The sequence below is a fragment of the Mycobacterium sp. UNC410CL29Cvi84 genome, assembly GCF_000686745.1.
In the GTDB taxonomy this organism is placed as follows: Bacteria; Actinomycetota; Actinomycetes; order Mycobacteriales; family Mycobacteriaceae; genus Mycobacterium; species Mycobacterium mucogenicum_B.
In genome coordinates this window covers 190,615-211,139 of record NZ_KK366011.1, presented here as the reverse complement: position 1 = coordinate 211,139, position 20,525 = coordinate 190,615, and the positions used below count along the sequence as shown (strand labels likewise).

20 protein-coding genes and 1 tRNA gene are annotated in these 20,525 nt (G+C 68.1%); 11 read left to right on the top strand and 10 right to left on the bottom strand.

Annotated elements, in window-relative coordinates; translation table 11 throughout:
• Positions 1–60 precede the first annotated feature (60 nt).
• A complete protein-coding gene (locus BR47_RS33935) occupies positions 61–243 on the top strand; it encodes a hypothetical protein (RefSeq protein WP_231506797.1) in 183 nt (60 codons plus the stop codon).
• Between the two features lie 54 nt (positions 244–297).
• On the opposite strand, the gene BR47_RS0127970 is transcribed toward BR47_RS33935, so the two are convergent.
• The 5 genes from BR47_RS0127970 to BR47_RS0127950 form a co-directional block, all read right to left on the bottom strand.
• Entirely contained in the window at positions 298–1,257 is a 960-nt protein-coding gene (locus tag BR47_RS0127970; protein ID WP_029121500.1) for a Ppx/GppA phosphatase family protein, read from the bottom strand.
• On the bottom strand, positions 1,248–1,739 hold the full coding sequence (locus tag BR47_RS0127965) for a DUF501 domain-containing protein (RefSeq protein ID WP_029121499.1): 492 nt from the start codon (positions 1,737–1,739) through the stop codon (positions 1,248–1,250). Before BR47_RS0127965 ends, BR47_RS0127970 begins: the two co-directional genes overlap by 10 nt.
• Positions 1,732–2,427, bottom strand: coding sequence for an FtsB family cell division protein (locus BR47_RS0127960; RefSeq protein WP_029121498.1), 696 nt, complete (start codon positions 2,425–2,427; stop codon positions 1,732–1,734). Before BR47_RS0127960 ends, BR47_RS0127965 begins: the two co-directional genes overlap by 8 nt.
• Positions 2,428–2,450: 23 nt before the next feature.
• A complete protein-coding gene (gene eno / locus BR47_RS0127955) occupies positions 2,451–3,740 on the bottom strand; it encodes a phosphopyruvate hydratase (RefSeq protein WP_020099115.1) in 1,290 nt (429 codons plus the stop codon).
• A 97-nt stretch (positions 3,741–3,837) separates the two neighbouring features.
• Complete coding sequence (locus tag BR47_RS0127950; protein WP_036427938.1) at positions 3,838–4,563, bottom strand: lytic transglycosylase domain-containing protein; 726 nt, start codon at positions 4,561–4,563, stop codon at positions 3,838–3,840.
• A gap of 194 nt (positions 4,564–4,757) precedes the next feature.
• Between BR47_RS0127950 and efeU the strand changes: the two genes are divergently transcribed.
• The 3 genes from efeU to efeB are packed head-to-tail and all read left to right on the top strand — an operon-like array spanning position 4,758 to position 8,111.
• Complete coding sequence (gene efeU / locus BR47_RS0127945; protein WP_029121496.1) at positions 4,758–5,654, top strand: iron uptake transporter permease EfeU; 897 nt, start codon at positions 4,758–4,760, stop codon at positions 5,652–5,654.
• On the top strand, positions 5,651–6,811 hold the full coding sequence (gene efeO / locus BR47_RS0127940) for an iron uptake system protein EfeO (protein ID WP_081831421.1): 1,161 nt from the start codon (positions 5,651–5,653) through the stop codon (positions 6,809–6,811). Before efeU ends, efeO begins: the two co-directional genes overlap by 4 nt.
• Positions 6,812–6,839: 28 nt before the next feature.
• A complete protein-coding gene (gene efeB, locus BR47_RS0127935; protein ID WP_036428039.1) occupies positions 6,840–8,111 on the top strand; it encodes an iron uptake transporter deferrochelatase/peroxidase subunit in 1,272 nt (423 codons plus the stop codon).
• Here efeB and BR47_RS31690 read toward each other — a convergent pair.
• Both BR47_RS31690 and BR47_RS0127925 read right to left on the bottom strand, forming a co-directional pair.
• On the bottom strand, positions 8,084–8,371 hold the full coding sequence (locus BR47_RS31690; RefSeq protein ID WP_036427936.1) for a hypothetical protein: 288 nt from the start codon (positions 8,369–8,371) through the stop codon (positions 8,084–8,086). The genes efeB and BR47_RS31690 overlap by 28 nt on opposite strands.
• 95 nt (positions 8,372–8,466) lie before the next feature.
• Positions 8,467–9,417, bottom strand: coding sequence for an AraC family transcriptional regulator (locus tag BR47_RS0127925; RefSeq protein ID WP_020099109.1), 951 nt, complete (start codon positions 9,415–9,417; stop codon positions 8,467–8,469).
• Between the two features lie 34 nt (positions 9,418–9,451).
• Here BR47_RS0127925 and BR47_RS0127920 point away from each other — a divergent pair, with 34 nt between their 5' ends.
• The gene (locus BR47_RS0127920; RefSeq protein WP_029121493.1) at positions 9,452–10,144 is read left to right on the top strand and encodes an alpha/beta hydrolase; all 693 of its coding nucleotides are present in this window, start codon (positions 9,452–9,454) and stop codon (positions 10,142–10,144) included.
• Here BR47_RS0127920 and BR47_RS0127915 read toward each other — a convergent pair.
• Both BR47_RS0127915 and mfd read right to left on the bottom strand, forming a co-directional pair.
• Positions 10,132–11,091, bottom strand: coding sequence for a nucleoside triphosphate pyrophosphohydrolase (locus BR47_RS0127915; protein WP_029121492.1), 960 nt, complete (start codon positions 11,089–11,091; stop codon positions 10,132–10,134). The two genes, BR47_RS0127920 and BR47_RS0127915, sit on opposite strands and share 13 nt — an antisense overlap.
• On the bottom strand, positions 11,088–14,738 hold the full coding sequence (gene mfd / locus BR47_RS0127910; RefSeq protein ID WP_029121491.1) for a transcription-repair coupling factor: 3,651 nt from the start codon (positions 14,736–14,738) through the stop codon (positions 11,088–11,090). The genes BR47_RS0127915 and mfd overlap by 4 nt, the downstream gene beginning before the upstream one ends.
• A gap of 107 nt (positions 14,739–14,845) precedes the next feature.
• On the opposite strand from mfd, the gene BR47_RS0127905 reads away from it, so the two are divergent.
• Complete coding sequence (locus BR47_RS0127905) at positions 14,846–16,093, top strand: diaminopimelate decarboxylase family protein (RefSeq protein WP_029121490.1); 1,248 nt, start codon at positions 14,846–14,848, stop codon at positions 16,091–16,093.
• A 79-nt stretch (positions 16,094–16,172) separates the two neighbouring features.
• Here the strand turns inward: BR47_RS0127905 and BR47_RS0127900 are convergent, their stop codons facing one another.
• Positions 16,173–16,766 (bottom strand): TetR/AcrR family transcriptional regulator, encoded by a 594-nt coding sequence (locus BR47_RS0127900; RefSeq protein ID WP_020099104.1) that lies wholly within the window; start codon positions 16,764–16,766, stop codon positions 16,173–16,175.
• Positions 16,767–16,851: 85 nt separating this feature from the next.
• Here BR47_RS0127900 and BR47_RS0127895 point away from each other — a divergent pair.
• The 5 genes from BR47_RS0127895 (at position 16,852) to BR47_RS0127875 (ending at position 20,511) form a co-directional block, all read left to right on the top strand.
• Positions 16,852–16,923: transfer RNA gene (locus BR47_RS0127895), tRNA-Gln, on the top strand.
• 72 nt (positions 16,924–16,995) lie between these two features.
• On the top strand, positions 16,996–18,438 hold the full coding sequence (gene glmU, locus BR47_RS0127890) for a bifunctional UDP-N-acetylglucosamine diphosphorylase/glucosamine-1-phosphate N-acetyltransferase GlmU (protein WP_029121489.1): 1,443 nt from the start codon (positions 16,996–16,998) through the stop codon (positions 18,436–18,438).
• A 103-nt stretch (positions 18,439–18,541) separates the two neighbouring features.
• Complete coding sequence (locus BR47_RS0127885) at positions 18,542–19,522, top strand: ribose-phosphate diphosphokinase (protein WP_020099102.1); 981 nt, start codon at positions 18,542–18,544, stop codon at positions 19,520–19,522.
• Positions 19,523–19,861: an arsenate reductase (glutaredoxin) gene (gene arsC / locus BR47_RS0127880; protein ID WP_020099101.1), complete on the top strand. Its 339-nt coding sequence runs from the start codon at positions 19,523–19,525 to the stop codon at positions 19,859–19,861.
• Positions 19,858–20,511 carry an LpqN/LpqT family lipoprotein gene (locus tag BR47_RS0127875; RefSeq protein ID WP_020099100.1) on the top strand — a complete coding sequence of 218 codons (654 nt, stop codon included), beginning with the start codon at positions 19,858–19,860 and terminating at the stop codon, positions 20,509–20,511. The genes arsC and BR47_RS0127875 overlap by 4 nt, the downstream gene beginning before the upstream one ends.
• Positions 20,512–20,525 lie beyond the last annotated feature (14 nt).

Below are 20,525 nucleotides of genomic sequence, written 5' to 3'. Positions count from 1 at the left end.
CGTGAACCCGGCCCCAACGAGCAGTACTGCTACAGAAAAGGGCACCTCAAGTTCACGAATGTGACGAGAGTTGAGTGGAAACAGCGATCATTCAATACATATGTCGACGCGACGGGCGAGGAGGATCTGGGCAACATCGACAGCCTGACAATTGATGGACCGATTTTCACCGTCGAGGGCGACTGGGGAATCGTCGAAATTGAAAGCCAGTCTGAACCCGGCTTTGAACTCGACCCCACGTAACCGCTTAGTTTCGGCCGCACACTCGGATACGGTTGCTGAAGGAGTCGCAGGAACTCAGACCGACAGCGCGATGCCGTCCAGGATGTCGTGCTCGCTGACCACCAATTCCGTGATCCCCGCCCGCTGACCGAATTCGCGGGCCAATTCCTCGACGACGATCGATCCGCCGCCGATCACCGGCACCCGGCCCGGGTGCATGGGGCCGAGTTCGGCGCGTTGCGCCCGCGGCATCGCGATCAGCTCGTCGCACACCTTGACCACGTCGGGAATTCCGATGCGGGACAGATGAATCACCTCGGAGTCGTACTCCGGTAGCCCCAGCGCCAGGGCGGCAACCGTGGTGAACGTGCCGGCCACACCGACCCATGTCCGGGCACCTTCGATGGGCACGACGCCCAGAGCCTCCGCCAACTTCTCGCGAACGACGGCACGCGCGGCCGCGACCTCGTCGGCGGTGGGCGGGTCGGTCTGCAGGCAGCGCTCGGTGAGACGCACGCAGCCGATGTTGGCCGAGAAGCTGGCCACCACGTCGGCGGCCTCGGCACCGGAACCGCCGAGCACCACCTCGGTCGAGCCGCCACCCAGGTCGACGACGACGAAAGGCCCTGTGGCCGGGTCCAATTCGCCGACGGCGCCGCGGAACGACAACGCGGCTTCCTCGGTCCCGGTGATGACTTCCGCGACCGCACCCGGCAGCACGCGGCCCAGTTGCCGTGCCGTCATGGCGAAGAACTCGTCGCGGTTGCCGGCATCGCGGGCCGCGGAGGTCGCGACCATCCGCACCTTGGACACGTCGTGCGCCAGCATCACCTCGACGTAGTCGTCCAGCGCCGCTTCAGTGCGGGCCAGCGCGGCGGGCGCGAATTCGCCTGTGGCATCGACACCTTCACCGAGGGTGACGATCCGCATCTCGCGGTGCACGTCCTGCAACCGGCCGTCGGTGACGTCCGCGATGAGCAGACGGATCGAGTTGGTGCCGCAGTCAACAGCAGCGACGCGCGAACTCACACCCACACCTTCGGATCCAGAATCCCGGCCATCGCCGGTTCGACTGCCAACAATGCCAGCGCCTCGTCACCAAAGGGGTTGACGCCCGGGCCTTTTGCGAGCGAATGCGCCATCACGACGTGCAGGCACTTGACCCGGTCGGGCATCCCGCCGCCAGAGAACGTCGTGCCGAGCGACTCGATGGCGTCCCGCTCGGCGAGGAACGACTCGTGCGCGCGCCGGTACGCCGCCGCCAGTTCCTCGGAGGCCTGCAGGCGTTCGGTCATCTCGCGCATCAGGCCCGACGACTCCAGGCGACTGGCGGCAGCCGTCAGCGCCGGATGGGTCAGGTAATACAGCGTCGGGAACGGGGTTCCGTCGGGCAGCCGCGGCGCGGTCTTGACCACGCCGGGTTCACCATTGGGACAGCGGTAGGCGATCTCCAGGACGCCACGCGGTTCCCGCCCCAGTTGGGCCGCAACGGCTTCGAGATCAGCAGCGTCAACCACCGGGCGGCGCCTGAGGTGCGGGCACATCGGTCGGGGGTACGTCAGGGTCCGGGGTGACCCCGTCCGGACCGGGCGGGACGACGGCCGGTGCCGGCGTCAGTCCGTGGGGCTGATCGGCAATGGTGTGCCACAGCGCGGTGTACCAGGGCTGGTTGCTCTTGGCGGTGGGCGACGGCGCGGGCGCGACGGGTGCCGTGACGGCGCCGGGAGGCAGTTGCACCTGATACGGGATGTCGCCCGGCATCACGAAGCCCAACCGCTCACGGGCCTGCGCGGCGATGTACACCGGGTCGGCCAACTTCACCTTCTGCTGCTCCAAATTGGCTATCTGCGAACGTAATTGGGACTCGGCGGTGGCCAACTGCTGCATCTCGGTGCGCTGCGCGAAGAAAGTCCGCACCGGCCCGGCGATGGTCAGGGTCAGCACGCACACCACGACGGCGAGAATCGCCGCGCGCCGCGCCGCCGACCCCAGCCGCTGCTCGGCATGGTGCTCGACCGACTCCGCATAGGCCTGCCGGATGGGCTCGGTGACCGGAACCGGCAGGTTCTCCGGGACGCGCCGCGGCTCAGCCTTGGGCCGGTTACCCGCCTTGGCCGCCGACGTGCCGGCCCCGGCACGCCCCCGCTTCGCCTCGCCGGGTTTGGCGGGGCGAGAGGCGGGGGAACGCCGTTTGGGATCGGCCATGTCGGTAGGTCAGACCCGCGAAACTACTTGGCTTCCACCGCAAAACGCGGGAACGCCAGGTCGCCGGCGTACCGCGCGGCGTCGCCCAGGGTCTCCTCGATGCGGAGCAGCTGGTTGTACTTGGCGACGCGCTCGCTGCGGGCCGGGGCACCGGTCTTGATCTGGCCACAGCTGCAGGCGACGGCCAGGTCGGCGATGGTGGTGTCCTCGGTCTCGCCACTGCGGTGGCTCATCATCGACTTGTAGCCCGCGGCGTGCGCCAGGGCGACGGCGTCCAACGTCTCGGTGAGCGTGCCGATCTGGTTGACCTTCACCAGCAGCGCGTTGGCGGCGCCCTTCTCGATGCCTTCTTCCAGCCGCTCCGGGTTGGTGACGAACAGGTCGTCGCCGACGAGCTGGACGCGGTCACCGATGGCGTTGGTCAGCGCGACCCAGCCGTCCCAGTCGTCCTCCGACAGCGGGTCCTCGATGGACACCAGCGGGAACGCATCGAGCAGCGAGGCGTAGAACTCGGCCATCTGCTCGGCGGTCCGGGTCTGCTTCTCGAAGGCGTAACCGGTTCCGTCGGTGTAGAACTCGGTGGCCGCGACGTCCAGGGCCAGCGCCACGTCGCTGCCCAGCTTGAGGCCGGTGGCGTCGATGGCGGTGCTGATGAGCTCGAGCGCGGCGTGGGTGCCGGCGACGTCGGGCGCGAAACCGCCCTCGTCACCGAGGCCCGTCGCCAGGCCCTGCTTCTTGAGCACCGACTTGAGCGAGTGGTAGACCTCGGCGCCCCAGCGCAGCGATTCCTTGAACGTGGGGGCACCGATCGGGGCGACCATGAACTCCTGGACATCGACACCGGTGTCGGCGTGCGCACCACCGTTGAGGATGTTCATCATCGGCACCGGCAGGATGTGGGCGTTCGGGCCGCCGATGTAGCGGAACAGCGGCAGGCCGGCGGAGTCGGCGGCGGCCTTGGCCACGGCCAGCGAGACGCCGAGGATGGCGTTGGCGCCGAGGCGCGACTTGTCCGGCGTGCCGTCCAGGTCCAGCAGGGCCTGGTCGATGATGCGCTGGTCGTCGGCGGCCTGGCCGATGACGGCGGGAGCGATCTCGTCGAGCACTGCCTCGACGGCCTTCTCGACGCCCTTGCCGAGGTAACGAGCGCCGCCGTCGCGCAGCTCGACAGCCTCGTGCTCACCGGTCGACGCACCCGACGGCACCGCCGCGCGCGCGAAGGTTCCATCGGTCAGAGCGACCTCGACCTCGACCGTCGGATTTCCCCGAGAGTCGAGAATCTCGCGGGCTCCGACCTGTTCGATGATTGGCACTTGGGTCTCCCTCTGGCGTCACGGACTCGTGCGAACGCCCATCAGCCTAAACGGTGCCCGTAGTAGAAGTGCGGCAGCTACCGGTACCTATCGCAACCTATCGCTGGTGCCCGTTGGCGTACGCCGTCGCCCAGTCCCGCACGGCGCGGGCGTAGTCGTCGGACATGTTGTAGGCGTGCAGCGCGTCCATCCAGCCGTGCGGGCTGGATAGATCCTTGCCGCGGTAGCAGAGATAACCCGCCGCCGACAGCGCCGCGTCGTCGATGTTGTCGGGGCTGGCGAAGCCCGTGTTGTTTGCGTCGACGCCGTACAACCGCCACGTATCCGGGATGAACTGCATGGGCCCCATGGCGCGGTCGACGGCGTCGTCGCTGTCCAAGCCGCCGGAGTCGGTGTCCGGAATGCGCAGGTTGTTCATGGTGCCGTCGAGTGGCACGCCGCGGATCGGGGGCGTGACGTCGCCGTTCGGGGCGATGGTCGCGCCGCGGTAGGTGCCGTGGTGGCTCTCGACCATGCCGATGCCCGCCAGCGTCGTCCACGCGATGTGGCACTTGGGGTTCTCGACCTCGGCCACGCGCGCGGCGTACCCGTAGGCCTCCAGCGCCATGACCGGAATGCCGAGCGGCGGTGCCAGATGCTCGGCCCAGTCACGCAGCTGATCGGCGCCGCGGCCCTTCACATGGGTGTTGATCGGGGGCACTGCAGGCCCGGGCGGCGGCGGCACTCCGCGCAGGTAGCCGGGCTGAAATGAGCAGCTCGAGGCCATCAGGAGCGCCGTCGCGGAGACAACAGCGCTCGCCCGCAGCCAACGCGCTCGCAACACCGGTACTCCCCTATACCCAGAGATTCTCGACGGATTCGTCGTCCCGCCATCGTCGCATGCCGCGCTGAGTGCACTCCGAAGCACAAGCTTTCCGGCACGACAGTACGACGGTCGCCCATCCGCTGATAAGGTTGGCTTGCCTTCCTTTGGCAAGGCAAACCTGTGTTGCCGTTTAGTCTATCTAAGGATTGCGAATGACCACCACTTTCGCGGTCTCGACAGCGCTGGTCGCCGCGGGCCCCGGCATTTCCTCACAGCTATTTGGCAGCTTGCTGATCGGGCTCCGTGAAGGCCTCGAAACTGCGATTGTCGTCACCATCCTCATCGCCTTCCTCGTGAAGTCCGACCGGCGTGACGCCCTCAAGTGGGTCTGGCTCGGGGTCGCGGGCGCCATCGCGATGACCATCGCTGTCTTCCTCTCCATCCAGCTCAGCGAGAACACCATCTCCGGCCTGGCAGCTGAGGCCATCGCCGGCGTCGCGTCCCTGGTCGCGGTGATCATCGTCACGACCATGGTGCTGTGGATGCGAAAGGCCGCCGCCACCATCTCCGGCGAGCTGCGCAGCGATATGGCGCGCGCCCTGGAGACCGGCGGGATTGCCGTCGCCACCCTGGCCTTCCTGGCCGTCGGCCGCGAGGGCGTCGAAACGGCACTGTTCATGGTCGGCTACGCCAACGCGTCGACCGCGTGGCCGTTGGCCGGGCTCGTGATCGGCCTGCTGATCGCCGTCGTCGTCGCCTACGGCATGTACGCCGGAGCGGTACGGATCAACCTGGCGAAGTTCTTCAAGTACACCGGCGCGTTCCTCGTCGTCGTCGCCGCGGGCATCCTGTCGTACGCCATCCACGCGCTCCAGACCGTCGGCTGGCTGCCCGGGCTGGGCGCCAAGGCCTTCGACATGACGGGCGCGTTCAACTGGTCGTCGTGGTACGGCCAGGTGATCCAGGGCGTCTTCAACATCAGCCCGGCCCCTTCGATCCTGCAGTTCGTCTGCTGGCTGGCGTACCTCGTGGTCGTCCTGACGCTGTTCCTGCGACCCGTCGCAGCCAAACCCGCCCCTGCTGCCACCCTCGAAAGGTCCGCCAAGTGAATCTCGCTGCCCTGAACGTCAAGACCGGCCTGGCCGCCTCCGCGGCCCTGCTCGCCGGTCTGACCGCGGTCTCCGCGTGCTCCTCCAAGACGGACGAGAACAAGTCCGCCTCGGGCGAGATCACCGTGACCGCCACCGACGACGCCTGCAAGCTGTCGGCGACGTCGGCCAAGACAGGCACGAGCACCTTCGTCGTGACCAACAACGGCACCAAGGTCACCGAGTTCTACGTCTATGGCCCCGGCGACAAGGTCATGGGCGAGATCGAGAACGTCTCCCCCGGCCTGCAGCGCAAGCTGATCGTGCAGCTGCCCGAAGCCGGCACCTACAAGACCGCGTGCAAGCCCGGCATGGTCGGCGACGGCATCCGCGGTGATTTCACCGTCACCGGCGACACCGTCAAGATCGACGACACCGGCAAGTTCAAGGAAGCCGCGGACTTCTACAAGAAGTACGTCGTCGAGCAGACCACCGCCCTGGTGCCCGCCACCGAGGCGTTCGCCGCCGCCGTGAAGAAGGGCGACGTCGCCGGCGCCAAGGCGCAGTACCCCAAGGCCCGCACCTTCTACGAGCGCATCGAGCCCGTCGCCGAGTCGTTCCCGGACGACCTGGACCCGCGGATCGACCTGCGCGAAGCCGACGTCAAGCCGGGCGACAAGTGGACCGGTTTCCACGTCCTGGAGAAGCAGCTGTGGGTCACCGGCCTGCAGCCAGACGCCAACGCCCTGGCCGACCAGCTGGTCGCCGACGTCAAGGAGCTCGACGCCGGCGTCAAGGATCCGAAGTGGACCATCGACTCCACCAAGATCGCCGGCGGCGCGCAGGAGCTGCTGGACGAGATCGCCAAGACCAAGATCACCGGCGAAGAAGACATCTTCAGCCACACCGACCTCTGGGACATCCAGGCCAACATCGAGGGCTCGCGCACCGCGGTCGGCTCGGTGGACCCGATCCTGGACGAGCGCAACCCGCAGCTGGGCAAGGACGTCGAGGCGGCCTTCGAGAATGTCCAGAAGCTTTTGGACAAGTGGCGCCAGGGCGACGGCTTCATCTCGTACGACAAGGTGACCGAGCCTGAGCGGCAAGAACTTTCGCGTGCCGTCGATGCATTGAGCAAGGAGGTCAGCGAGGTGCAGGGTGTCGTCGCCAAGCAGTGAGCCCCAGCCGGCAGCCGCTGAGCCCACCGTGACCGCGTCCGGAGGGCTCAGCCGGCGCAAGCTCTTCGGCGCCGCCGGGGTGACGGCCGCCGTCGTCGGCGCCGCCGCCACCGGTGCGCTGGCCGGCCGCTCCTCCGCGGCCGTCGTCGAGGACACACTAGGTAAGCCGGTGCCGTTCCGCGGTACCCACCAGGCCGGCATCGTCACCGCGGCGCAGGACCGCATGCACTTCGCCACCTTCGACGTCACGACGGACAAGAAGGCCGACGTCGTGGCGATGCTGAAGAAGTGGACCGAGATGGCCGAGCGCATGACGCTCGGCGAAGAGGCCGTCGCCCACGGGGCCATCGGACTCAATCCGTACGCCCCGCCGGCGGATACCGGTGAGGCCCTTGGCCTTTCGCCCTCTGCTTTGACGCTGACCATCGGCTTCGGCCCGGGCTTCTTCCGCAAGGACGGCAAGGACCGGTTCGGCATCGACGCGCAGCGACCGGCGCATCTGGTGGACCTGCCCAAGTTCCGCAACGAGAAGCTGGACCCGGCCCGCTGTGGCGGCGACATCGTCGTGCAGGCCTGCGCCAATGATCCGCAGGTCGCGGTGCACGCCATCCGCAACCTGGCGCGCGTCGGCTTCGGCACCGTCGCGGTGCGGTACTCGCAGCTCGGGTTCGGCCGCACGTCGTCGACCACGCGGAACCAGTCCACACCGCGAAACCTGTTCGGGTTCAAGGACGGAACCAACAACCTCAAGGCCGAGGACACGTCGGCCATCGACAAGCACGTCTGGGTCGCGAATGGCGACGGACCGGCCTGGATGACGGGCGGGTCGTATCTGATCAGCCGGCGCATCCGGATGCTCATCGAATCGTGGGACCGCACGGTACTGGCCGAGCAGGAGCGGGTGATCGGCCGCCAGAAGGGCAGCGGTGCCCCGAACGGGTACACCGACGAGTTCACCCCGCTGGACTTCGAGAGCAAGGGCGCCGACGGCGCCCCGCTGATCGACGTCGACTCGCACGTGCGGCTGGCCTCCCCCGAAGCCAACAACGGCGCCCAGATTCTGCGCCGCGGCTACAACTTCACCGACGGCTCAGACGGTTTCGGCCACCTGGATGCGGGTCTGTTCTTCATCGCGTTCGTCCGCAACCCGGCCGAGTCGTTCATCCCGATGCAGACCAAGTTGTCCGACAACGACGCCCTGAACGAATACATCACGCACACCGGCAGCGGCATCTTCGCCTGCCCGCCGGGTGTGCGTGATGGTTCGTCGGACTACTGGGGGTCGACGCTGCTCGGCTGAGTGCCGGGCTGGTCGGCGGTGCGGTAGCGGTTGTAGAACGCGAACGACGCGAGCGCTGCCGCAGCACCGATGACGCCCCACAGCGCGATCTGGAAGACCAGCGAGCCGAACAGGAAGTCGTAGGTCATGGTCAGGTACAGCGACCAGGCGACGCGGTAGCCGGACCAGAAGGCCAACAGGCCGGTGCTGATCGCGATGATCAGGCTCTGCTGACGGTCGAAGCGGTTGACGTGCCGTTCGATGGCGGCGGGGAGCTTCATGGTGATTCCTTCCTCAGGTTGCTCGGACGCTCGTTGTCGGCGTCGTTGGAGCAATCACACCGGGGCCGGCCGGCTACCGATCCCAAGTTCACGAGTCAGTCCGCGCGGCCGACGGTGTTGCGCCAGCGCAGCGGCGGGGCCCCGAACCGTCGGCTGAACGCCCGGCTGAAGCCCGCCTCGGAGGTGTAACCCACTGCCGCCGCGATGGCGGCGACCGACGCGGTATCGGTCCGCAACAACTGCGCCGCCCGGTCGAGCCTGCGGTCGATGAGGTAGCCGGCGGGCGGACACCCCAGCAGGCGGGTGAACCGCTCGGCGAACGCGGTCCGTGACAGGTTGGCCATCTGGGCGAGTTCGGCGACCGACCACGGCCGCGCCAGGTCCTGGTGAACAGCCGAAAGCACTTGGCCCAGTACCGGATCCAGCGCCGCAGTCAGCCAGCCCGACGGCGCGGCGGCGTCGCGCGACCAGGCCCGCAGGGTGTGGATGAACAGCAGGTCCAGGATGCGCGAGATCATCACCGCCGAGCCGGGCCGCGGCGCCGCGACCTCTGCCACCAGCAGCCGCAGGCTGACCTCCAGCCACTCCCGATCGACGCCGCCACCGGACACCACGATGGCCGGGGGCAACACCGACAACAGCGGATCAGCGACGGCGTCGTCGACCGCGAACGTCCCGGTCACCCAGCGCGGCGAATCCTGTTGCGGGAGTTCGCCTTCGTCGGTGTAGCGGTCGGCATCGACGGTTTCGCGGACCGGCACACTCGGGCCCGCCTGCAGCTGGTGCCGGTCACCCCGGGCCAGCAGCACGAGGTCACCGTCGTGCAGGGTGATCGCCGGACCGCCATCGCTCACCCGGAGCCGGACGTCGCCGTGCTCGACGATATGCAGCAGTCGTTGCCCGGGCATCGCGATGGTGAACGGCACGGAACGGGGTGCATAACGAACGACGTCCTGACCGCGCAGCCGTACGGTGTCGAGGATCTCGGAGAACGCATCCGCTCCAGATGCCGGTGAATCGGCAAAGTTTGACGCCGTATCGGTCATTGAACTTGCCTCATCGTCCAAATACTGTCACCGCATGACCGAAAAACCAACAGTCGTCCTCGTCCACGGATTCTGGGGCGGCGCGGCCCACTGGGCCAACGTGATCGTCGAACTGAACCGGCGCGGCTACTCGTCGCTGCGCGCGGTGGAGAACCCGCTGACGTCGCTGGCCGACGACGCCGAGCGCACCCGCAAGATGGTCAGTCAGGTCGACGGACCCGTCGTTCTGGTCGGGCACTCGTACGGTGGCGCCGTCATCACCGAAGCCGGAGACCTGCCCAACGTGACGGCCCTGGTCTACATCGCGGCCTTCGCACCGGACGCCGGCGAGAGCCCGGGCGGAATCACGCAGGAGATGCCGCCCGCGGCGGCCGCCAACCTCGCACCCGATTCGGACGGCTACCTCTGGGTCCGCCAGGACAAGTTCCACGAGAGCTTCTGTCAGGACCTGTCCGCTGACGACGCCCTCGTCATGGCCGTGACCCAAAAGGCGCCGCTGGCATCGACTTTCGGCGACACGGTGACCGCACCGGCCTGGCGCGTCAAGCCGTCGTGGTACCAGGTCTCGACGCAGGACCACATGATCCACCCCGACAACGAACGCCGCATGGCAGAGCGGATCAACCCGCGCAAGATCATCGAACTGGACGCCAGCCACGCGTCGCTGGCTTCGCAGGCAGTGGCCGTGGCCGACCTGATCGACGAGGCCGCGACTCAGTCGGCCTGAGCCGGCCAGTGCTCCCGCCACTCATCCTCTGACACGGCACCCAGCGGTGCCGCGTCCAACTCCACCGCCACTTCGTCGCCGCGGCGGGCGGCGACGACGCGGCGCTCGGTCTCGCGCACGGTATCGATGAATTCCAGAGCCACTGTGCGCAAGGCACTTTCGGCGTCGAAGTCGGGCGCCAGGGTCACCGAGGTGAGTCCGGCCGGAAGCAGATCGGACGGCAAACCGGCAGTGCCGGCCCGTTCGATCAGCTTCTGCGCCAGGGCCAGCGCCGGCAGCGCCGTCGGCACCTCGTCCATGCACGAAATGCGGGGCGACGCCTTCGCCCGCATTTCCAAAGCCTTGCGCTCTTCCCACTGGGCGATCTGGTCTTCCAGCGAAATCTCTTGCCCGGCAAGCACTGCCGGCACGCGGTTGCCCAGCTTGCGAATCAGGGTGTCGGCCACGTCGTCGATGCCGAACGGGTGCAGCGGCGCGTCTTCGGCGATGCGGGCGTGAAACAGCACCTGCAGCAAGACATCTCCGAGTTCCTCGCGGACGTCGTCGGCGTTGCCGCCCCGCACCGCGTCGAACAGCTCGTAGGTCTCCTCCAGCAGGTACCGGCGCAGCGAGTCGTGCGTCTGCTCGCTCTCCCACGGACCGTTGGTGCGCAGCTTGTCCATCATCGTGACGGCGTCGATGAGCCGCTCGCCCGGTTGCGCACCGTCCGCGGCGATCAGCTTCTCGCCGGCCGCGAGCCGGGCCCGCACCTGCGGATGTTCCGGGTCGGAGGACAGCAGCACCGGTGCCGGATTGTCGGCGTCACCGTAGGCCGGCCGGCCCGACGGCAACGACCATGGCACCTTGATCGGCAGTTCCTCGGTGTACTGCACGTCGCCGGTGAGCAGCCCCAGCGCGTCGATCGGCATCAGCGAGGGGCGGCGCGGATCGACCAGGACGACCGTCATGCGCGATCCGCCTCTCCCACCGCACTACCTCCCAGGTCGGTTATATCAACTTCACCTGCCGCTTTCCCGTCGAGCACCAGCAGCAGACCGGCTACCGCGCGGGCCAACTCCAGGTCACGGATGCGGGGTGCGCCGACCCCGGCGCCGGCCCGCGGGATCGGGATCTGCACCGTCGACGTGGTGGCCCGGTACGTCGCGCCGGGATACATCCGCTTGAGCCGCAGCTGCCCGGAGTCCATGAGCGTCAGGGGCGTCAGCCGGATGGTCGAGTCCGAGATCGCGCTGACCTCGGTGACGCCGTACTCGCGGCACAGCAGCCGCAGGCGGGCCACCGCGACCAGGCGCTGCGCAGGGTCGGGCAGCGGTCCGTAGCGGTCCACCAACTCCTCGACGACGGACGCCACCGCCGCGTGGTCGGACGCCGCGGCCAACCGGCGGTAGGCCTCCAGCCGTAGCCGGTCGCTGCCGATGTAGTCCGGCGGCAGGTGGGCATCGATCGGCAGATCGACCCGCACCTCCTTCGGTTCCTCCACGGCCGCAATGGTTTTCCCGTCCACCGCAGCCCGGTAGGCCTCGACGGCCTCACCGACGAGCCGGACGTACAGGTCGAAGCCGACGCCCGCGACGTGCCCGGACTGCTCGACACCGAGCACGTTGCCCGCTCCGCGAATCTCGAGGTCCTTCATCGCCACGGCCATACCGGCGCCCAGATCGTTGTTCTGCGCGATGGTCGCCAGCCGGTCGTGCGCGGTCTCGGTGAGCGGAACCTCAGGCGGGTACAGGAAATACGCGTAACCACGCTCACGGCTGCGGCCCACGCGGCCCCGCAGCTGGTGCAGCTGCGACAGGCCGAAGGTGTCGGCGCGCTCCACGATCAGCGTATTGGCGTTCGAAATGTCAAGGCCCGTCTCGACAATCGTGGTACACACCAGGATGTCGTACTCGCGGTTCCAGAAGCCCTCGACGGTCTTCTCCAGCAACTCCTCGGGCATCTGCCCGTGTGCCACCACGACGCGCGCCTCCGGCACCAGCTGGCGCACCCGGGCGGCGGCGCTGTCGATCGACTTCACCCGGTTGTGGATGTAGAACGCCTGCCCATCACGCAACAGCTCGCGCCGCAGGGCCGCGGCGACCTGCTTATCGTCATGCGGCCCAACGTAAGTCAGCACCGGGAAGCGTTCCTCGGGCGGCGTCAGAATCGTCGACATCTCCCGGATGCCGGCCAGGCTCATCTCCAGGGTGCGCGGGATCGGGGTCGCGCTCATGGTCAACACGTCGACGTGGGTGCGCATCGACTTGATGTGCTCCTTGTGCTCGACGCCGAACCGCTGCTCCTCGTCGACGATCACCAGACCCAGGTCTTTCCACGTGACGCCCGTCGCCAGCAACCGGTGCGTGCCGATCACCACGTCGACCGAGCCGTCCTTCAAACCCTCGATCACCAAACGGGATTCAGCCGGATCGGTGAAGCGGGACAGGCCCTTGACCGTCACCGGGAAGCCGGCCATGCGCGCGGTGAAGGTCTGCAGGTGCTGGTCTGCCAGCAGCGTCGTCGGCACCAGGACCGCGACCTGCTTGCCGTCCTGCACGGCCTTGAACGCCGCGCGCACCGCGATCTCGGTCTTGCCGTAGCCGACGTCACCGCAGATGACCCGGTCCATCGGAACCGGTTTCTCCATGTCGGCCTTGACCTCGGTGATGGCGGTCAACTGGTCCATGGTCTCGGTGAAGCCGAACGCGTCTTCCATCTCGGCCTGCCACGGGGTGTCCGGGGCGAAGGCATGCCCCGGCGCGGACTGCCGCTTGGCATACAGCGAGACCAGCTCACCAGCGATCTCACGAACGGCCTTGCGCGCCTTGGTCTTCGTGTTGGTCCAGTCGCTGCCGCCGAGCCGGCTCAGCGTGGGCTCGGTGCCGCCGACGTATCGGGACAGCTGGTCCAGCGAATCCATCGGCACGTACAGCCGGTCGGACCCGCCGCCACGTTTGGCCGATGCGTACTCCAGGACCAGATACTCACGCCGCGCGCCACCGACCACGCGCTCGGTCATCTCGACGAACTTGCCGATGCCGTGCTGGTCGTGCACCACCAGGTCGCCGGCCGTCAACGCCAGCGGATCGACGACGTTACGCCGTTTGGCGGCAAGCCTTTTGCCCTCGGTGGCCCCGGCCCGGTTACCCGTCAGGTCGGTCTCGGTGATGATCACGAGGTTGACGCCGGACAGCACCAGACCGTCGTGCAGCGGGCCCTTGAGCACGCCGACGACACCGGGCTTCGGCACCTCGCCGGGCTCCAACATCGTTGCGGCGACATCGGATTCACCGAGCTGCTCGACGACGCGGTGCGCGGTACCGGTGCCCGGGGTCACCACCGCGGCGAGCCCGCCGGTGGCGATGTGTGCCCGCAGCATCGCGAAGATCTCTTCGAGGCTCTGCTGACTGCGCGCCGACGGCGCCGGCCGGATGTCGAGCTCCTGCGCCGACTCGTTGGCCAACTGGCTCAGCGTCCACCACGGGTGGCCACCGGCGGCCGCCGCCTCCCGGATCTCCGCGAAGTCCCGGAAACCCGAACCACCAAGTTGCTCAATGTCGATCGGTGCGTCACCGCCCACGGCGGCCACCGACCACGAAGCCTCCAGGAACTCGCGGCCGGTCTTGATCAGATCGGCGGCGCGGGTGCGCACCTTCTCCGGATCGCAGATCAGCAGCGGCGCACCGGCCGGGAGCCGATCGGTGAGCAGCGCCAGCTCGCCGGGGCGCAACACCGGCAGCAGCGCCTCCATGCCGTCGACCGGAATGCCTTCGGCGAGCTTGGCCATCATGTCCGCGATGCTGCCGGTGACCTGGTTGTCGCTACTGGGCAAATCCGCGCCGATCTCGGCGGCGCGGTCGCGGACGTCCGCGGTCAGCAGCAGTTCACGGCAGGGCATCGCGATCACGGTGTCGACGGCGATCTCGGGGATGGACCGCTGGTCGGCGACCGAGAACATCCGCATCTCGGTGACCTCGTCGCCCCAGAACTCGACGCGCACGGGGTGCTCGGCGGTCGGCGTGAAGACGTCGAGAATGCCTCCGCGGACGGCGAATTCGCCGCGCTTGCCCACCATGTCGACGCGCGTGTAGGCCAGTTCGACCAGCCGCGCCACGGTGTCGTCGAAGTCCGCTTCACCGCCGATGGTCAGCGTCACGGGTTCGGCGTCGGTCACGCCGCCGGCCAGCGGCTGCAGCAGTGACCGGGCCGTCGTGACCACCACGCGCAGCGGCGGGCCGAGGCGGGCGTCGTCGGGCCGCGCCAGCCGGCGCAGCACCGTCAGCCGGGCACCCACGGTGTCCACGCCGGGCGAGAGCCGCTCGTGCGGCAGCGTCTCCCACGACGGGAACAGCGCCACGGCGTCGCCGTGGACGGCCCGCAGTTCGGCGGCGAGGTCGTCGGCCTCGCGACCGGTGGCCGTGACGACGAGCACCGGGCCGGCGGCGGCCAGCGCGGCCGCGACCGGGAGCCGCGCGCTGACCGGGCCCACCAGAGCCTGCTCAGCGACACCCTCGGCGGCCTGCCGCGTCAATTCCTGCAGGCCAGGATCGGTGAGTGCGAGTTGGACGAGCCCCGCCAACGGGGTTTGGATCGATTGCTGCCCCGGGGAGGTCATGATGCCTCCGATTGTAGTTCGCAGGACTTCGTCAATATTGGGCACCGTCCCGTCAAGGGATCGTCAACGGAGCGCTCAGCGGGCGATTCCGGGCGCAGGGTGGATCCATGACACTGCTCGACATCCTGCCGTCCCTGCGGGGCGCCATGCGTCCGCGCATCGACACCACCATCTGGCCGTCGACCACCCAGGTCGACGCGCTGGGACGACTCTGCGTCGGGTCGGTCGCGCTCACCGACGTCGCCGACGAGTTCGGCACGCCCGCATACGTTCTGGATGAGGCCGACTTCCGCAAGCGGGCCCAGCACTACCGCACCACGCTGCGCGGCGTCGAGGTCGTCTACGCCGCCCAGTCCCTGCTGACCAGGACCGTTGCCGGATGGGTGTACGAGGCCGGCCTCGGCATGGCGGTGTGTTCGACGGCCGAGCTGGCCACGGCCCTCGCCGGCGGCATGGACCCCGCGCGCATCGTCGTCCACGGCAGCGGCAAGTCGGTCGACGAGCTGGCGACCGCAGCGGGCGCCGGCGTCGGCCGCATCGTGCTGGACTGCCCCATCGAGATGGCCTATCTGGCCGGCGTCGCGCGCCGGCGGCAGGCGGTGCTGCTGCAGGTCCGCCCTGGTGTCGACGTGCTGCCGACCGTCCGTCGCGCACTGGCCACGCCGCAACTGCCGCTGGCCGGGCTGTACTGCAATCTCGGCACACAGATCGCCGAACCGGAGGTCTACGTCGAAGCCGTGCGCGGCCTCGTCGACACCATGACCGATGTGCGCGCCGCCCACGGCGTGGTGCTCACCGAACTGAACATCGGCGGCGGCCACGCCATCGCCTACCGGACCGGGGAACCCGAACTCGACGTGCCGGCACTGGCCGATTTCCTCGAAGACGCCCTCGACGCCGCCTGCGCCGCCAACCGGTTCCCCCGGCCGCGGCTCGTCGTCGAACCCGGCCGGGCGATCAGCGGCCGCGCCGGCGTGACACTGCACCGCGTGCAATCGGTGTCGGCCCGCACCGACGGCCGCGCCGTCGTCACCGTCGACGGCAGCCATCCGCATTCCGCGCCCGTCGCGAATTACACTGTCGCCCTTGCCAACCGGCATCCGATCGGACCCACGCGCGAGTCCACCGTCGTCGGCCGCGACGGATCCGTCATCGCAGACCATCTCGACCTGCCCGACGACGTCCACCCGGGCGATCTGCTCGCCACCGCGTGCACCGGCGCCTACCACCACAGCATGGCGTCGAACTTCACCATGACGACGCGGCCGCCGGTCATCGCCGTCTGCGATAGGCGGGTGCGGCCGCTGATCCGCCGGGAGACCACCGCGGACCTGCTGCTGCGCGACTGCGGGTAACAGCTTCAGCCGAACATGAGCTTGTGTGCCAACTCTGCGCCGAATCTCGCACACAAGCTCATGTTGGGCGAGCTACGACTCAGTTCTCGTGCAGCTCCGGGTCGGACTCAAGATGCGTCAGGCCGTTCCACATCAGATTGACCAGGTGCGCCGCGACGACTTCCTTCTTCGGTTCGCGGGTGTCCAGCCACCACTGCGCGGACATCGACACCGAGCCGACGAGCGCTTGCGCATAGAGCGGGGCCAGCTCCGGGTCGAGCCCGCGACGGGAGAAGTCGCCGGCCAGGATCGAGCTGACCTGGTTGACCGCGTCGTTGAGCAGCGTCGAGTAGGTGCCCGATGTAATAGCCGCCGGCGAATCCCTGATCAGGATGCGGAAACCGTCGGTGTGCTCCTCGACGTACGTCAGCAGCGCCAGCGCCACCCGCTCGACCCGCACCCGGGACCGGTTGTTGGTCAGGGACGACGTGATGCCGTCGAGCAGCGCGGACATCTCCCGGTCGACGACGACGGCGTAGAGGCCTTCCTTACCGCCGAAATGCTCGTAGACCACCGGCTTGGAGACGTTGGCGCGCTGCGCGATCTCCTCGATGGAGGTGCCGTCGTAACCCCGCTCCGCGAACAGCGACTTCGCGATCTCGATGAGCTGCTGACGGCGTTCACTGCCGGTCATGCGCGCACGAGGGCTGCGCGCCCCGTTCTCCGCCGCTGCCATGGTCGCCAGCCTATCCGCTTGCATTAGAGTCTCTGGCGAGTAATCCGTCGTGGTGTAATCGGCAGCACCTCTGATTTTGGTTCAGATAGTTCAGGTTCGAGTCCTGGCGACGGAGCAAGACGTGCCGAGCGACCATTGGTGGAGCGCTGAGCAGTCAAAGCGCGACATCGCGTAGAGAGAGGCGTACGTGACTCGAGGCGAAGCCGCTGTCATCGTCCTGGCAGCCGGGTCGGGCACCCGGATGCGCTCCGACATCCCGAAGGTCCTGCATACGCTGGCCGGCCGCAGCATGCTCGCGCACGCGCTGCATGCCGTGGCCAAGGTCAATCCCACGCACCTCGTGGTGGTCGTCGGCAAGGAACGCGAGCGCGTCACCGCCCATGTGCATGAAATCTCGGGCCGGCTCGGCCGGACCGTCACCGTGGCCATCCAGGACGAACAGCTCGGCACCGGGCACGCCGTCAGCTGCGGCCTGTCGGCACTGCCCGACGACTTCGCCGGCACGGTCGTCGTCACCGCGGGTGACGTGCCGCTGCTCGACGCCGACACCATCGAGGGCCTCGTCGACACCCACGCCGCCGCCACCGCGGCCGCCACGGTGCTGACCACGACCGTCGGCAACCCGACCGGGTACGGCCGCATCCTGCGCACGCAGGACCACGAGGTGATCGGCATCGTCGAGCAGGCCGACGCCACCGAATCCCAGCGCGCCATCCGCGAGGTGAACTCCGGGGTCTACGCGTTCGACGCGGCGGCCCTGCGCTCGGCGCTGAGCCGGCTGCGCTCGGACAACGCCCAGCAGGAGCTCTACCTCACCGACGCCATCGCGATCGTCCGCGGCGACGGCCAGATCGTCCGGGCCCACCACGTCGACGACAGCGCGCAGGTCTCCGGTGTCAACGACCGCGTGCAGCTGTCCGAGGTGGCCGCAGAGCTGAACCGCCGCATCATCGCCGGGCACCAGCGTGCCGGCGTCACGATCATCGACCCGGCCACCACCTGGATCGACGTCGACGTCAGCATCGGCCGCGACACCGTCGTCAAGCAATGCACCCAGCTGCTGGGCGCCACCGACATCGGCGCGAACTGCGTCATCGGCCCCGACACCACACTGACCGACATGGAGGTCGGCGACGGCGCCGAGGTGATCCGCACCCACGGCCAGCTGGCCGTCATCGGCGCCGGCGCCACCGTCGGACCCTTCACCTACCTGCGGCCGGGCACCGAACTGGGCGCCGACGGCAAACTGGGCGCGTTCGTCGAGGTCAAGAACTCGAAGATCGGCACCGGCACCAAGGTGCCGCACCTGACCTACGTCGGCGACGCCGACATCGGCGAGTACAGCAACATCGGCGCGTCCAGCGTCTTCGTCAACTACGACGGCGAGACCAAGAACCGCACCACCATCGGATCCCACGTGCGTACCGGCTCGGACACCATGTTCGTCGCACCCGTGAGCGTCGGCGACGGCGCCTACACCGGCGCCGGCACCGTGGTCCGCGAGGACGTACCTCCTGGTGCGCTGGCCGTTTCGAAGGGTGAGCAGCGCAACATCGAGGGCTGGGTCGAGCGGAAACGCCCCGACTCGAAGGCCGCCGCCGCCGCCAGGAAAGCGCGCGGCGAGAGCTGAGCTCGACGTTTGTTGTTGGTGTTCTGGTAACCCGGCAACAGTTCCGGGTTACCGGCAAGTACCATTACCGCGTATCGATCCCCCACCGCGAAAGCAGCACACAGTGGCCACGGACTGGACCGACAACCGCAAAAATCTGATGCTCTTCTCGGGGCGCGCGCACCCCGAACTGGCCGAACAGGTCGCCAAAGAGCTCGGCATCGAGGTCACCCCGCAGACGTCCCGGGACTTCGCGAACGGCGAGATCTTCGTCCGCTTCGACGAGTCGGTGCGTGGCAGTGACGCCTTCGTGCTGCAGAGCCACCCCGCGCCGCTGAACCACTGGCTGATGGAACAGCTCATCATGATCGACGCGCTCAAGCGCGGGTCGGCCAAGCGGATCACCGCGATCCTGCCGTTCTACCCGTACGCGCGCCAGGACAAGAAGCACCGCGGCCGCGAGCCCATCTCGGCCCGCCTGGTCGCCGACCTGCTCAAGACCGCCGGTGCCGACCGCATCGTCTCGGTCGACCTGCACACCGACCAGATTCAGGGCTTCTTCGACGGCCCCGTCGACCACATGCGCGGCCAGTCGCTGCTGTGCGGCTACATCGGTGACAAGTACTCCGATTCCGACCTCGTCGTCGTCTCCCCCGACTCCGGCCGCGTGCGCGTCGCCGAGAAGTGGGCCGACTCCCTGGGCGGCGTGCCCCTGGCCTTCATCCACAAGACCCGCGATCCGCTGGTCCCCAACCAGGTCAAGGCCAACCGCGTCGTCGGTGAGGTCAAGGGCAAGACCTGCATCCTGACCGACGACATGATCGACACCGGTGGCACCATCGCCGGCGCGGTCAAGCTGCTGCGCGAGGACGGCGCCAAGGACGTCATCATCGCCGCGACCCACGGCGTGCTGTCCGACCCGGCGGCCCAGCGCCTCGCCGACTGCGGTGCCCGCGAGGTCATCGTCACCAACACGCTGCCCATCACGCCGGACAAACAGTTCGACGCCCTGACCGTGCTGTCGATCGCGCCGCTGCTGGCGTCGACCATCCGCGCGGTGTTCGAAAACGGCTCGGTTACCGGCCTTTTCGACGGATCCGCCTAAATGGCCCGGATTTTCCACAACCCGAAGTGCTCGACCTCCCGCAAGACGCTGGATCTGTTGCGGGAGAACGGCATTGAGCCCGAGGTCGTGCAGTATCTGAAGACGCCGCCGACCCGGGCCGAGATCGCGGCGATGATCACGGATGCGGGCATCGATGTCCGCACCGCGGTGCGCAAGCGCGAAGCCCTCTACACCGAACTCAATCTCGCCGACGCCACCGACGAGCAGCTGCTCGACGCCATGGCCGAACACCCGATCCTGATCGAGCGGCCGTTCGTCGTCACCGACAAGGGCACCCGGCTGGCCCGCCCGATCGACGCGGTCCGCGAGATTCTGTGACCCTGCTGCGGGTGGCCGTGGCGTCGGCGTCCATCGCTCTGGCACTCACCGCGTGCGAGGCGAAAACACCTGACTACAAGTCGATCTGGTCGACGACGCCGACCACCAGCACGACTCCGGTGGACAAGGCCAGCCTGATCCCGTTCCCCGACTACCTGAACAAGCTCGGGGTGCAGAGCAAGCAGGTGGTCCCCGACCAGCTCACCGATCTCAAGGTGACGCTGCCGCGGCCACCGGGCTGGACGGGCTACAAGAACCTCAACTACTCGCCCGGCACCGTGACGATCGCCAAGAACGACACCTATCCCCTGGCGATGCTGATGGTGTTCCAGTTGTCGGGCGACTTCGACGTCAAGGACGCTCTCAAGCACTCCGACGCCGACGCGCTGCTGTCGGAGAACTTCAAGAAGCTCTACAGCTCCAGCGAGGACTTCCAGGGCTATCCATCGGCGATGATCGAGGGCAGCTACGACCTGCACAACCGCCGGATGCAGTCGTACAACCGGATCGTGATCGCCCAGCCGTCACCGCCGCGGCCGGGCATCCACTACCTGATCCAGCTGACCGTCACGACGTACGCCGAGCAGGCCAAGGAACAGGCCGGCGACATCGAGGCGATCATCAAGGGATTCTCGGTCGGACCGAAGTAGCGGCGCCGCACTAA